Here is a 12,667-nt window from a genome sequence, read left to right on the forward strand (position 1 = left end):
CGTATAAATCAAAATTATCTCTTGACCGCTAGTATTCTAAGCCAATCATTCAAAAATAGCAAGTCTTTCTCACTAAAAGATGGTTTTCTATCCGCATTCTTATAAACTAAAAAAACCGCAGCTTTCACTGCGATTTTTTGTTTATTTCATATACAAGTCGTAATAAGCATCCATGATCTCTTTCGCGATTTGAATATTGGGATGCGTATCGGTGTCTCCTTTTAATTGAGGCATCACGATCGCAATCGCAATATCCGCATCACTGCTTGGCCCGTAGGCAACGATGTTTAAGTTAACTAAGCTGATGGTATTGCCATTACTATCCACGATGGGTGTTTCGGCAGTACCTGTTTTGGCAGAGACTTCCATTTTCGCAGAAGCCAAGCCTTTGGCAGTTGCCCAAGCATCCGTTCCATGAACCGCATCGTAAAAGCCATTTTGGATAATTTGCATTTGCGCATCTGATAAACCAACCTCGTTCAATACCGTTGGTTCGATGTCCTCAATCAGCGAACCTAGTCCGCCTGTTTCATCATTGTCGTAGATTCCGTCAACGATGTGAGGCTGCAATCTTTTGCCACCATTAGCAACAGTTGCTGCATATTGTGCCAGTTGCAGTGTCGTATAAGTATCAAACTGGCCGAATGCTAAGTCGAGGATCTTTCCGCCATCACTGACAGGGTCCATGTTCTCAATGGATGTGCTGATACCAGTTGCTTCTCCTGGTAAATCGATCCCTGTTTCAGTTCCCATACCAAAAGAGGCAAAAGAGGAACGGAGTTTTTCGTAGACATCCCCTTGACGATCCACTGTTGGAATCGAGATGCCTGACTGATAATTGATGCCCATCAAACGTAAAGCGACTTGCATCATATAGGAGTTAGAAGAAACTTCCAATGACTGCTCCGCAGAAAGATTGCGATTATTTGCCCCAGTTGGGTTGAAAATAGAAGCTTTTACATCGGAGCCGATTCTGATTGGTTGATCCAGCAGCACTTCGTTGCCGTTTAAGACGCCGTTTTCCCAACCGGCAGCCAAGGTTCCTGCTTTGACGACGGACCCTGGTACAAAGGAATTAATAAAGGTACCAATGGCATTTTCCTGCATTTCATTTGATCCCGTGTCATGATGATACCCGGACATGGAAAGGACACCGCCGGTTTTCGGATTTAACGCCACTGCGTATACCCCTGGGGAATACTCTGCAGCACCAGAATCAATCAGTTTTTGAAAATTGTCTTGCAAAATCTTGTCAACTTTCGCTTGAAATTCAGCATCGAGTGTTAAAACCAGATTATCCCCCTTTGCACCTGCAAAGGTTTCTTTTTGACTTTCAATATTGTTGTTGTTGTCAAGCGATATTTCAGAGATGGATTTTGTTCCTTGTAAAACTTCTTCATATTGTTGTTCCAAATAACTACGGCCAACGCGATCATTACGTGCGTAACCTTTTTCTAAGAATTCGTCTAGAACTTCTTCAGGTATTCCTTGTTCTTCACTAGTCACCGTTCCGATCAAACTAGCCAGAGAACTTCCTTCAACGATCTTTCGTGTCCAATCGGTCCCGGTGGAGATTCCTGGTAAATCGACCATGTTTTCAGCAACAACTGCCAATTCTTGGTCAGACACATCCGACGTCTTTATAAAGACCGTACTCAAGGATTGTGCGCTGTTCATCCTCTTGAAAATCGTGGCTGCTTCTAACTCGGCATCGGAGAAATTGATTTCTTCCTCGGTCACTTTCTCAACGGTTGCCGTATATTGTTCAGAAGTACCTAAAGAACGCTCTTCATCACTCAATCGTTCAGTTGCTTTTTCAAGATTGTCTTCATCTGCCAACCAAAAGTCCTTAAGATCTCGATCAGACAAGTTTTTGTCGACTGGCATTTCGATCAACTCGCTCAATTTTTTGGCCGTTTCTAAAAGATCTTGAGCGGTCATTTTGTTTCCCCGGGTAAAAGTGATTGCTGCATTGGCTTGATTTTCCACTAAAGCTTTCCCAGAAGCATCGTAAATCATCCCCCGAGGGGCACTTCCTTTTACTTCCACTACAGATGAAGCTTTCAATTGCTGCTCAATATTGTCGCCATTGACGATCTGTAGATAGCCTAATTGGACAATCAATGATACAAACAAAGCAAAAATAATAAAAAACAAAAAGTTCAATCGAAATGGAACATGAGATTTGCGATACGATTTGGCCTTTGGTTCTTCTGGCCCCTTACGTATCCCTTGGACAACTTTATCTTTCAAATTCTTCATCTCATCTATCCTTCCAATCTATAATGACTACTGTCCTATTTTACCAAAAAATTCGATCTGAAACAGAAAAAACAAAAAATATCCATTAATCCTTAGAAAAAACTATAAAAACTCAACGATATCTGCCTGAATGTTTCACAGATAGATTGTTTCATTTTCACTCTTTCATGAAAAAATTGTTTTTTTAAGCTTTCTTCTGTTTTTTCATTTGTTGATTTCGTGAAACAAGATATACATTTCAGTTTTTGTGGAAAACTAGATCGATTGAAGCGATGGGATCTTTCATATAAACGAAAAATCGACACACAAGCAGTTGCCCATGTATCGATTCCGCTATCCTATCAAACAGTTGAAGGAAATGTGTAAAGCGACACACCCTCAAATGATCGAAAGACAGCTATATGGTTTTATTCACTCGCATCCTCACCATCGGAAAACACTGCACTGTCATCATAGAACTGATAGTTCACATAGCCTTGCGTATGTTCATCTCCTTGTGAAAGCTGATTGTTTGGAGGGAGGGCCAGTTGTTCTCTGAGTGTATTTTGCATGTGTAAGAGCTGATTGACCCCTAAAAGCTGATAGTAGACATCATTCAACATTTGCCCTTCCCCTTGCAGCTGCTCTTGATGAATCGTCGTAAAAGCCGGTAAATAGTTTTTTCCGATATCCAGCATATCGTCCCATGTCAGATCCGTCTTTGAATTTTTCTCAACTGCTTTTAATATTTTCTGATAATTATTGACTCCGTCCAAACTCATTATTTTTTTTAGAATTTTTGTTACGACCTCACGTTGTCTTTTCTGCCGACCAATATCTCCTTCTGGGTCTTCTTTACGCATGCGTGCATAAGCTAGACCAGTTTTCCCATTTAAAGTGATTTTTCCTTTTGGAACATGAACCCCCTCTAGCGTAAAGTCGATATCATTCGTTACTTTGATCCCACCAACTGCATCAATCAAATCTCTCAGGCCTTGCATGTTGATTGTCACATAATGATCAATCGGTATATCCAAAAGATTTTCCACAGAATCCATTGCCATGGCTTCTCCGCCAAAAGCATATGCGTGATTTAACTTATCTAGCGTTCCATACCCGACGATTTGAGTAAATATATCCCTATCCAAGCTAACAATCGTAGATTGCTTTTTTTCTGGATTTACTGTAACAACCATCATGCTGTCTGAACGGCCTTGTTCGGTCCTTCCTAAAGCTCCGGTATCAATTCCTAGTAACAAGATGGAAAAAGGTTCTCTTTTTTCAATGTTGACAGTTTCTGAACGCCTTTTTGTTTTTCGATCTACTGGTTTAGAAATATGTTCAAAAGTTGAACTTGTATCTTTATAAACTTGCAAGCCGTACACAGTTAATCCGATAATTCCCAGGACTAAAATCCCTAATGTTCCTATTACTATTCTTTGATATTTTCGCATCTTGCACCTCGTCCGATAAAAATAACAATCGACTAAATTTTCGCATAATTTATATCATACAGCAATCTCATTTGTTATAAAACTTTTGTTTTAATAAAAATGTAATGTAAATGAAACAAAACGAAAGTATCCCTCACTTGAAGGAAAGAAATAATTTTCTCATTCTTTTCCTTCATGGTTTTGCCAGAAACTAGCTAGGACGAAAAAAACCTTGCTTAGCTGCAAGGTTTTCAGTCGATTCTGTAATTAAGTAATTAGACTTTGGTTACTTCCGCTGCCTGCGGTCCGCGGGCACCTTCAACGATCGTAAATTCAACTTCTTGTCCTTCTTCAAGCGATTTAAAACCATCTCCTTGAATGGCAGAGAAGTGAACAAATACATCATCGCCACCATCAACTGTAATAAAACCAAACCCTTTTTCGTTGTTGAACCATTTTACTTTCCCATGTTCCATAGTGTGTAAAGCCTCCAATAATTATAATCCGACGATTCCGTCGATTTCATTATAGCGGAATATGTAAGCGTTAGCAATAACGAAATTTCTTTCCATCAACAAAAAAGAAGCCCTTAGACAGGCTTCTTCCTAATAGTTTGATTAAGCTTTTGCGAAATATTCGTTCACTTTATCCCAGTTAACAACACTCCAGAAAGCATTGATGTACTCTGGACGAACATTTTTATATTTTAAGTAATACGCATGTTCCCAAACATCTAAACCTAAAACAGGTGTTTGACCATCCATCAATGGTGAATCTTGATTCGCTGTTGAAGTGATTGCTAGTTTACCGTCTTTAACGACTAACCATGCCCAACCTGAACCAAAACGTCCAGTTGCAGCAGTTTTAAATTCTTCTTTAAAGTCTTCAAAGCTGCCGAATGTTTCTTCAATTGCCTCTTTGATTGCCCCAGTAGGTTCGCCACCAGCATTTGGGCCTAAGATTTCCCAGAAGAACGTGTGGTTAGCATGGCCGCCGCCATTGTTGCGAACCGCTGTTTGAATATCTTCAGGTACAGAAGAAAAGTCTGCTAATAATTCTTCAACTGTTTTTTCACCTAATTCAGGATGTTTTTCAATCGCTGCATTTAAGTTTGTTACATAAGTGTTGTGGTGTTTATCATGATGCAAATGCATCGTTTCTTCATCAATATATGGTTCCAATGCATCGTATGCGTAAGGTAAATCTGGTAATGTGTAAGTCATAAAAAAAATCCTCCTCAATGATAATGTTTACATAAGTAACATTATCAGACTATCAGACTTTGTTCAAAAAATATGCTTACTTTTTCTCACTTTTTTTCGTATTGAAAATCAAAAATTTACTAAATACATAATTTGCCAAAACAACAACGACTTGGGTGACCAGCTTGGCAACAAGATCGCCGGTTGCCAAAATTGAAATAAATAGATACATACAAAGCATATCTAAGCCTAATGATAAGACACGAAAGAAAATGAACTTCCCAAATGCCGCCCATGACTCTTGCTTTGTCTCGGTTTTTGCTTCAAAAACCCATAACTTATTTGTAAAGTAGGCGAACAAAACAGAAGCAATCCATGAAATCACATTCGCTGTCTGGTAATAAAGACCAAATCCTTCACGAAAAATGAGATAGACGACAATGTTGACTACAGTCGTTAATCCACCAAAAAATAAATACGTAATCGGCTCCCACAACTTTTTTTGCTGCAAGAACTGCTTGTATTCGTTGTACTTTTGCATTCTTTTGCCTACTTTCATTTCTTTATTTATTCATTCATTCGATTATTGGTTCTTTTTTTGTGAATTCCTTGTAATTCAAAGAACCCTTCGTTACAATTACTCTAGTTATACCACAAAGGAGTTCATCAGCAAATGACTATCGTCCAACTATTTAAAATTGCTTTTTTCCGAATACCTGATTTAAAATTTGTCAAAAAAGCAGAATTTTCCAAAGTAATCGTTTTTCTATTAAGCGCCTCCGTGCTTATCGCGGTACCGATGACCATCAATGTATTAGGTGTCTTTCGCGATGTGCAAGCAGACGGACAAAAAATTGGAGAATCGATTCCAGATTTTACGATCGAAAATGGGCAGCTTGCTACAGCGCCGGATACGCAAGGTTTCATTTATCAAACCGATTCGATCATCTTTACTTTCGATCCAGATGGCAACCGTACGCCAGCAGATATTGCATCTGATGTTACTGGCTCTGTCATCGCTGTTGGCTTGTTAAAAGATCAGCTGGTCATCCGTATCCCCTCTTCTGGCTTATCGACGTCAATGTTAGATTCTAATCAATTAGAATTTGATTACAGTGAGCCTGCGCTGCGCAATCTTAACGGTCAGGCGATTCGAGAAGCGCTATCAAACCAAGCAATTCCATGGCTAATCAAACTCATTGTCTTTTTTGTTGCATTGTATCCATCATTTGTCAGCTTGCTGATCACCTTAGTGATGGGGACCTTTATTGCAACGATCTATACAAGATTAAAACGATTCTCCTATACTTTCTTTGAAAATTTAAAGATTCTGATCGTAAGTGCTGCATTGCCTACGCTTATTAGTGTAATCGTACAACTACTATTGCCTTCCTTCGATGCAACCACCTTTATTTTGTTTGGTTCTTTATTCTTATTCACACAAGGGGTCAAACATTCTCCAAAAATTCAGTTTAAAACCTAATCTAGGCCATGTTCAATTCCTTGAACATGGTTTTTTTCTCATTCTTTGCTACACTTAAGTTAAAAGGAGGCTTGGCAATGAAAAAAATAATCTTAGCCACTCGAGAGTTTCGCGACACATATGTGAAACAAATCGAAAAAGACTATCAATTTCTTGTGTACACAAAGGACCAAGCAATTGATTGGTCACAAGTAGAAATCACCATTGGTTGGAAGTCGGAATGGAAGGACTACCTGCTAACGGAGAAAACAAATTTGAAATGGGTCCAAGCGATTTCAGCTGGCGTAGACACCTTACCATTAAAAGAGTTTGCGAAATACAATATTCGCTTATCTAATGGCAGCGGCATCCATGCCGAATCGATCACAGACCATTTGTTGGCTCTACTATTTATGGAAAACCGCGGGATTTTCCAAGCAATTCAGCAACAGAGAAAACAGCAATGGTCACCGGATACGATTCCTTATGCAAAGCTATCTGATCAAGAGATTTTGATCGTTGGTACGGGACAAATCGGCCAAAGATTAGCCAAAGCATTAACCTTTTTTGGTGTACATCCGATTGGCATTAATACAAGCGGCCATGAGGTGGCGGGTTTTGAAAAAACGTTTGCGTTATCTGACTTACGCGCTTGCGCAAAAACCGCCGATTGCATCATCAATATTCTTCCACTGACAGAAGAAACCACACATTTGTATGAGGAAGCCTTCTTTGCACAAATGAAGCCTTCCGCTTCATTTTATAATGTCGGTCGCGGTCCTAGCGTGGATACTGCCGCATTAACAGAGGCTTTAGAGAAAAAGCAGCTGGCATTTGCCGCACTAGATGTTTTTGAAGAGGAACCTCTACCAGAAAATGATCCGCTATGGCATACCGAAAACCTGTTGATTACTCCTCATATCTCAGGACACACGCCCCATTTTCAAAAGGCATTTATGGATATTTTCTTAGCGAATTTCCAACAATTTTTAACAAAACAAGAACTTGTTAAAAATGAGATAAACTTGGATAAGGGATACTAACAAATTCTTTCCGAAAAAAAAGTGTACAGTTGAAGGCAACCCCTTCAAATTGTACACTTTTATTTTATCATTGTTTTTCTTGGTCTTTTTCGGTTTCTTTCAAGAAGTACAAGGGTCTATTTTTAGTCTCTAAGAAAATTTTTCCGATATACTTGCCGATGATCCCTAAACAAAGCAATTGCAATCCACCAACAAATAAGAAGATACTGACCATTGAAGGCCACCCTGATGTCGGATCTCCAAAAATAAAGGTTCTTATCACAATAAAGATCAAAGCAATCAGAGAACCAAAACAGGAAAGCGCACCAATAAACGAGGCGATATTCAAAGGTGTATCTGAAAAATTGACGATGCCATCGATCGAATATTGGAATAACTTCCAAAATGACCAGGACGTCTCACCCGCTACTCTTTCTCGATTCTCATAGGCGATGTATTCTGTATCAAACCCAACCCAGCTGAAGATCCCTTTTGAAAAGCGATTGTACTCTGACAGCTGTAAAACTGCATCAACCATATTGCGGCGCATCAAGCGAAAATCTCGCGCACCGTTTACCATTTCAGTATCGGCAATTTTGTTGATGATGTTATAGAACGAGTTCGAAAAAAAACTGCGAATCTTTGGCTCACCTTTTCTATCGGCACGTCTCGTACCCACACAGTCAAGCTCTGGTTTACTTCTTAGCAAAGAAAACATTTCAGGTAGTAATGACGGCGGATCTTGTAAATCTGCATCCATTACAGTGACAAAATCGCCTCTAGCAGCTTGTAGCCCCGCATAAAGAGCAGCTTCTTTGCCAAAGTTTCTCGAAAAAGATAGATAGCGAACACTTTCAGGGTGGGCGTGATACAAGTCTCTTAAAACAGACAGAGTTTGATCTGAAGACCCGTCATTAACAAAAATATATTCAAAAGGCATATTTAAGTGTTTCTTCACTTTTTCTGTTTCTTCAAAAAAAATCGGCAAGCTTGCCTCTTCATTAAAACAAGGTACAACAATTGATAACATCGGTTTCATCTCCTAGAGCCAATCGTGGGAAATCGGTCAGCTGGGACCGAATCCACATTATTTTTTATCTTCGCTAAAATCATATTTCGGTTCATCTAACGTTTCATCATAGTCCACAGTTAGATCATAGCCTTTGAAAAACCATTCGTCTGCTTCATCAATAAAAAAAAGCAAGCCATCAATGGTTTGTTCGACGATCGGACGTTCTGGTTTATCGACTGACATTCCCACGGAAAATCCGTCATGCACTTGTGTTTTGCCATAAATTTTTCCGAAAAAACGAATCCCGCTTCCTTGGTCTACCACCAATTCTTTTTTAAACCATTGCATTGCTTCAGGACTTATTGTTAAGTTCATTTTCTTCACTCCTAATCATTCATATGTTCATCAAGTATATCTACATCATCTGTATTGCCGATCACGAGTAAATTGTCATTTTCACGCACGATCGCCTCTGCATCAGGCGAAACGATCACTTGTCCTGGTCCCCGACGAATCGCAACGACTGTCAGACCATATTTTTGTCGAAAATTCAGCTCAATCAGGGATTTATTGAAAAAGCGTGGATTGGACACGCGAATCTCTGCTAGAGAAAATTCGTCAGATAGTTCAATATAATCTAAAATATTTTTGGAAACTAGATTATGGGCGATGCGAATCCCCATGTCACGTTCGGGATGAACGACACGGTCTGCGCCGAGTTTTTCCAGTACACGGGCATGGTATTCGTTTTGGGCTTTCGCTAAGATATTAGGTACACCCATTTCTTTGACCATCAAGGTCACCAAAATACTAGCTTGAATATCCTCACCAATCGCAACAATGACATGGTCAAAGTTACGGATACCCAATGAGCGTAACGTCATCTCATCTTGTGCGTTGCCGACCACCGCATGGGTGGCGATATTCATATACTCATTGACACGATCTTCGTTGCTATCGATCGCCAGTACTTCTTGCCCCGATTCAATCAACGTACGACAAATACTGCCACCAAAACGGCCCAGACCGATTATTGCATAATTTTGCTTCACCACAAACGCTCCTTTTTTACCAGATCATAATTTAGTATAACAAAAACCTCCTCTGCTTGCCATGAGGAGGTATGATTATTAAGACTTTATTTTATCAAACCATGTTTAAAAGCATATATCGTAGCTTGTGTACGATCTTCTACTTCTAATTTTGATAAGATATTTGACACATGTGTCTTCACTGTTTTCAGCGTAATGAAGAGTGCATCCGCAATCTCTTGATTGCTCTTTCCTTCGGCGATCAACAGTAACACTTCTTGTTCCCGATTGGTCAAATCTTCATGTAGGATCGGTGTCCGATTCGTCAAACGATCCATCATTTTCGTGGTGACTTCGGGTTCTAAGACCCGCTCTCCTCGCTGGGTTGCACGAATGGCTTCCGCAATCTCATGAGCAGTAGACGTCTTTAACAGGTAACCTGCCGCACCCGCTTCAATAGCAGGATAGACTTTCTCGTCATCAATAAAACTAGTGACAATAATGATTTTTGCTTCGGGCCAATCATTTAAAATCAATTTCGTAGATTCGATCCCATCCATTTCATCCATCACCAAATCCATCAAAATCACATCTGGACGTAATTCCAATGCCTTTTCATACCCGACTCGACCATTTTCCGCTTCCCCAATTACTTCTATATCGTCTTGAATCGATAGATAAGAAGAAACCCCCAGACGAACCATTTCATGGTCATCAACTAACAACACTTTAATCATACCTTATACCTCCTTCAACAGTGGAACTTTAATTTCAATACTGGTTCCTTGATTTTTAAAACTAATAATTTTCAACGTTCCGCCAACGGCACTTACCCGTTCTCGGATATTCATCAAGCCATAGCTGCCGGCCTTTTGATCTTGTGGATCAAAGCCAACACCGTCATCGATCACCCGCAACAACACGTTATTATCAATGCGATGCAAGTAAACTTCCAACTCATTAGCCTTGGCGTGACGCAGTGTATTAGATAAGAGTTCTTGGATCACACGAAAGAGTTGATCTTCAATCGAACTAGGCATCGTAAAGTCTTCAATATCCCAAGTCAATAGAATTTTGATTTTGGTCTCTAATTCTTTTAACAATTGCTCGATTCCTTGCTTTAGACTCTTCCCTTCCAAAGTAACAGGTCGTAGATGAAGCAAGAGCGCCCGCATTTCAGATTGCGAAGCATTGATAATGTCTGTGACCATAGCTAACTGTTTCTTTTGGCTTTCTGGAGCATCTGTTCGAATCGCTTGCTCATTTAGTGCAGACATCATCATCATGGCGGCAAACAGCTGTTGAGAAACAGAGTCGTGCAATTCACGAGCCAGACGCTGCCTTTCTGCTTCTAAAATCTCTTCTTTTGTCTGACCATCAACAAACTGCGGTTTCGCATTCAATTGCTGTAATTCCATCGACATCTGTTTCATCTTCGATTGGATACTGGCAATATCACGATCCACATTCGCAATCAAATGGTTTTCAGACGCATGGGGGATTTTTGTTTCCAATAAAGGGCTATCGATATAGCCGCTGGCTAACAGTCTTAACTTTTCTTCCACCGGACCGTATTGACGGTTGCGAAAAAAAGAAATCAGTAAAAAGACAGCTAAAGCAATCAATGCAGATATTACAAGTAAGTGAAAGACGATTGGGATAAAGAAGAGCTTGATTTGAAAGACTTCTATCAGCCAATTATTTTTCCCACTGGCATATAAATAGGAAAACAGCATCAAAATCATGGTGAAAAAACTTGCTAATCCTGCATAAAAAGCAATCATGCCTCTTGAAAATTTCCCGATCATACCCGAATCACCTCAACATCACCAACAAGGGTATTCGTCAAGATTTTCAAACGCCGACTATTTTCGCCATAATCCGGGCTGTAGATCGTCACTTTTTCATTTTTCAAGCTCGTTTCTTCGCCTTCAAAAATAACGGAGCCAATAAAAGTACTGTGCTCTAATTTGATCGCTATACCAGCAGGCACTAAAATACGAGTTCTGCCAAAGCCTTTTCGTACGATCACGACGTTTTCTTTCTTAGGCAATAAAGTGTTGCCTAAATCGATAAAAGTGTCCCCCGTCAAGATATCTAAATTGATATCGTCCCATTCATAGACTTGACTGCCGATCCGTTCATTACCTAACCATTGCTGCTTTTGTTTCAGTGGATGATCAGCTTTGGGTTCTTCAGTTTCAACGATAATCATTTGTTTTTTGCGCCAGAATGAATTTTTAGTTAAGTCGATTCCGGTAATCTCGACTCCTTTTAAACCAATAAATAAAATCGCAAAAATCAGCATCAGCCACAGTGCTGGACTATTTAACAAACTGATCAAAATAGCAATGGAACTTGAGACCATCAAGAAATTTTTAAAATTGCTCTTGCGCTCACTTCGGTTCACAAGGACCAAGCACGTCACACCAAGTATTAATAAAAATAATAATGGCGGATTAGATAAAATTTGCCATACCGCAAAAAGCAGTAAGAGCGCTTCAACAATAAAGAAAAAACGCCAAGGACTTTTCATTCAAGCTCCTCCTCCTAGTAATTCTACTCTATCATACCTGAAAAAAATGGTTTGTCCATCCGTCGCTGGTCCGAAAAAAGACCCTGTTTGATCAAATTCCCTAAAGGAGAATGAACAACAGGGTCAACTAGATTGATCGAGTGATCAAGCAATTAGCTTTTCTTTACTTCTGTGATTCTTACTTGCATATCTCCGCCTGGCGTTGAGATCGTCACTTCATCATTGACTTTTTTCCCAATCAAGGCACGAGCGATTGGTGAATCATTGGAAATTTTACCAGAAAATGGATCTGCTTCAGCACTACCGACGATCATGTACTCTTCTTCGTCACCATCAGGCAACTCAACAAAAATAACTGTTTTTCCGATGGAAACTTCATCAGAGTCTACACCCTCATTATCAATGATCTCTGCAAAACGAATCATATTTTCTAAAGTAGTGATTCGGCCTTCGACAAACGCTTGTTCATCTTTAGCAGACTCATACTCTGAGTTTTCGGATAAATCGCCAAAACTGCGGGCTACCTTGATACGTTCAATGATTTCGCCGCGTTTTACCGTTTTCAATTCTTCTAATTCTTGTTCTAGCTTTTCTTTTCCTTCAAGTGTCATTGGGTAAACTTTTTCTACCATAGTTCTTTTCTCCTTTTAGTAACTTCTAATAAATCGCAAAAGGTAATCTTTTGCGATGAGTCCACAAAAGATTACCATGCTTTTTTTTAAATGTAA

General features: G+C 39.6%; 14 protein-coding genes. 2 read left to right on the top strand and 12 right to left on the bottom strand.

The genetic code is table 11. The features are described from left to right. Positions 1-141: 141 nt before the first annotated feature. From IGI69_RS10375 to IGI69_RS10395, 5 genes are all read right to left on the bottom strand, one after another. Positions 142-2,262: a peptidoglycan D,D-transpeptidase FtsI family protein gene (locus IGI69_RS10375; protein WP_005229581.1), complete on the bottom strand. Its 2,121-nt coding sequence runs from the start codon at positions 2,260-2,262 to the stop codon at positions 142-144. Positions 2,263-2,669: 407 nt separating this feature from the next. Continuing rightward, on the bottom strand, positions 2,670-3,695 hold the full coding sequence (locus IGI69_RS10380; RefSeq protein ID WP_074535133.1) for an LCP family glycopolymer transferase: 1,026 nt from the start codon (positions 3,693-3,695) through the stop codon (positions 2,670-2,672). Positions 3,696-3,949: 254 nt separating this feature from the next. After that, a complete protein-coding gene (locus tag IGI69_RS10385; protein WP_005229578.1) occupies positions 3,950-4,150 on the bottom strand; it encodes a cold-shock protein in 201 nt (66 codons plus the stop codon). 141 nt (positions 4,151-4,291) lie between these two features. After that, complete coding sequence (locus IGI69_RS10390; RefSeq protein ID WP_060792203.1) at positions 4,292-4,897, bottom strand: superoxide dismutase; 606 nt, start codon at positions 4,895-4,897, stop codon at positions 4,292-4,294. A gap of 76 nt (positions 4,898-4,973) precedes the next feature. After that, entirely contained in the window at positions 4,974-5,417 is a 444-nt protein-coding gene (locus IGI69_RS10395; protein ID WP_034872204.1) for a GtrA family protein, read from the bottom strand. A gap of 132 nt (positions 5,418-5,549) precedes the next feature. Between IGI69_RS10395 and IGI69_RS10400 the strand changes: the two genes are divergently transcribed. Both IGI69_RS10400 and IGI69_RS10405 read left to right on the top strand, forming a co-directional pair. Further along, positions 5,550-6,359, top strand: a complete 810-nt coding sequence (locus IGI69_RS10400; protein ID WP_005236906.1) for a DUF1189 domain-containing protein — start codon at positions 5,550-5,552, stop codon at positions 6,357-6,359. Positions 6,360-6,385: 26 nt separating this feature from the next. Beyond that, entirely contained in the window at positions 6,386-7,381 is a 996-nt protein-coding gene (locus tag IGI69_RS10405) for a phosphoglycerate dehydrogenase (protein WP_438741528.1), read from the top strand. Positions 7,382-7,448: 67 nt separating this feature from the next. On the opposite strand, the gene IGI69_RS10410 is transcribed toward IGI69_RS10405, so the two are convergent. From IGI69_RS10410 to greA, 7 genes are all read right to left on the bottom strand, one after another. Further along, positions 7,449-8,390: a glycosyltransferase family 2 protein gene (locus tag IGI69_RS10410; RefSeq protein WP_010749368.1), complete on the bottom strand. Its 942-nt coding sequence runs from the start codon at positions 8,388-8,390 to the stop codon at positions 7,449-7,451. 57 nt (positions 8,391-8,447) lie between these two features. Then, positions 8,448-8,747, bottom strand: coding sequence for a HesB/YadR/YfhF family protein (locus IGI69_RS10415; protein ID WP_005229567.1), 300 nt, complete (start codon positions 8,745-8,747; stop codon positions 8,448-8,450). A gap of 11 nt (positions 8,748-8,758) precedes the next feature. Further along, on the bottom strand, positions 8,759-9,424 hold the full coding sequence (locus IGI69_RS10420) for a potassium channel family protein (protein WP_005229566.1): 666 nt from the start codon (positions 9,422-9,424) through the stop codon (positions 8,759-8,761). Between the two features lie 86 nt (positions 9,425-9,510). Continuing rightward, positions 9,511-10,140: a response regulator transcription factor gene (locus tag IGI69_RS10425; protein ID WP_005229563.1), complete on the bottom strand. Its 630-nt coding sequence runs from the start codon at positions 10,138-10,140 to the stop codon at positions 9,511-9,513. 3 nt (positions 10,141-10,143) lie between these two features. Then, positions 10,144-11,211, bottom strand: coding sequence for a sensor histidine kinase (locus tag IGI69_RS10430; protein WP_060792201.1), 1,068 nt, complete (start codon positions 11,209-11,211; stop codon positions 10,144-10,146). Continuing rightward, positions 11,208-11,939, bottom strand: coding sequence for a cell wall-active antibiotics response protein LiaF (liaF, locus tag IGI69_RS10435; protein WP_010749367.1), 732 nt, complete (start codon positions 11,937-11,939; stop codon positions 11,208-11,210). Before liaF ends, IGI69_RS10430 begins: the two co-directional genes overlap by 4 nt. Before the next feature lie 152 nt (positions 11,940-12,091). After that, entirely contained in the window at positions 12,092-12,571 is a 480-nt protein-coding gene (greA, locus tag IGI69_RS10440) for a transcription elongation factor GreA (protein WP_005229556.1), read from the bottom strand. Between the last annotated feature and the right edge of the window lie 96 nt (positions 12,572-12,667).

This window comes from Enterococcus sp. DIV1083b, from assembly GCF_051713705.1.
Taxonomy (GTDB): domain Bacteria; phylum Bacillota; class Bacilli; order Lactobacillales; family Enterococcaceae; genus Enterococcus_D; species Enterococcus_D casseliflavus.

What these genes read in the sequence shown, in the direction of transcription:
- IGI69_RS10395 (WP_034872204.1), bottom strand. Translation starts at nt 5,417, where the DNA reads ATGCAAAAGTACAACGAATACAAGCAGTTCTTGCAGCAAAAAAAGTTG.
- IGI69_RS10425 (WP_005229563.1), bottom strand. Translation starts at nt 10,140, where the DNA reads ATGATTAAAGTGTTGTTAGTTGATGACCATGAAATGGTTCGTCTGGGG.
- IGI69_RS10380 (WP_074535133.1), bottom strand. Translation starts at nt 3,695, where the DNA reads ATGCGAAAATATCAAAGAATAGTAATAGGAACATTAGGGATTTTAGTC.
- IGI69_RS10400 (WP_005236906.1), top strand. Translation starts at nt 5,550, where the DNA reads ATGACTATCGTCCAACTATTTAAAATTGCTTTTTTCCGAATACCTGAT.
- IGI69_RS10430 (WP_060792201.1), bottom strand. Translation starts at nt 11,211, where the DNA reads ATGATCGGGAAATTTTCAAGAGGCATGATTGCTTTTTATGCAGGATTA.
- IGI69_RS10390 (WP_060792203.1), bottom strand. Translation starts at nt 4,897, where the DNA reads ATGACTTACACATTACCAGATTTACCTTACGCATACGATGCATTGGAA.
- IGI69_RS10385 (WP_005229578.1), bottom strand. Translation starts at nt 4,150, where the DNA reads ATGGAACATGGGAAAGTAAAATGGTTCAACAACGAAAAAGGGTTTGGT.
- IGI69_RS10415 (WP_005229567.1), bottom strand. Translation starts at nt 8,747, where the DNA reads ATGAACTTAACAATAAGTCCTGAAGCAATGCAATGGTTTAAAAAAGAA.
- IGI69_RS10375 (WP_005229581.1), bottom strand. Translation starts at nt 2,262, where the DNA reads ATGAAGAATTTGAAAGATAAAGTTGTCCAAGGGATACGTAAGGGGCCA.
- greA (WP_005229556.1), bottom strand. Translation starts at nt 12,571, where the DNA reads ATGGTAGAAAAAGTTTACCCAATGACACTTGAAGGAAAAGAAAAGCTA.
- IGI69_RS10410 (WP_010749368.1), bottom strand. Translation starts at nt 8,390, where the DNA reads ATGTTATCAATTGTTGTACCTTGTTTTAATGAAGAGGCAAGCTTGCCG.
- liaF (WP_010749367.1), bottom strand. Translation starts at nt 11,939, where the DNA reads ATGAAAAGTCCTTGGCGTTTTTTCTTTATTGTTGAAGCGCTCTTACTG.
- IGI69_RS10405 (WP_438741528.1), top strand. Translation starts at nt 6,386, where the DNA reads ATGGTTTTTTTCTCATTCTTTGCTACACTTAAGTTAAAAGGAGGCTTG.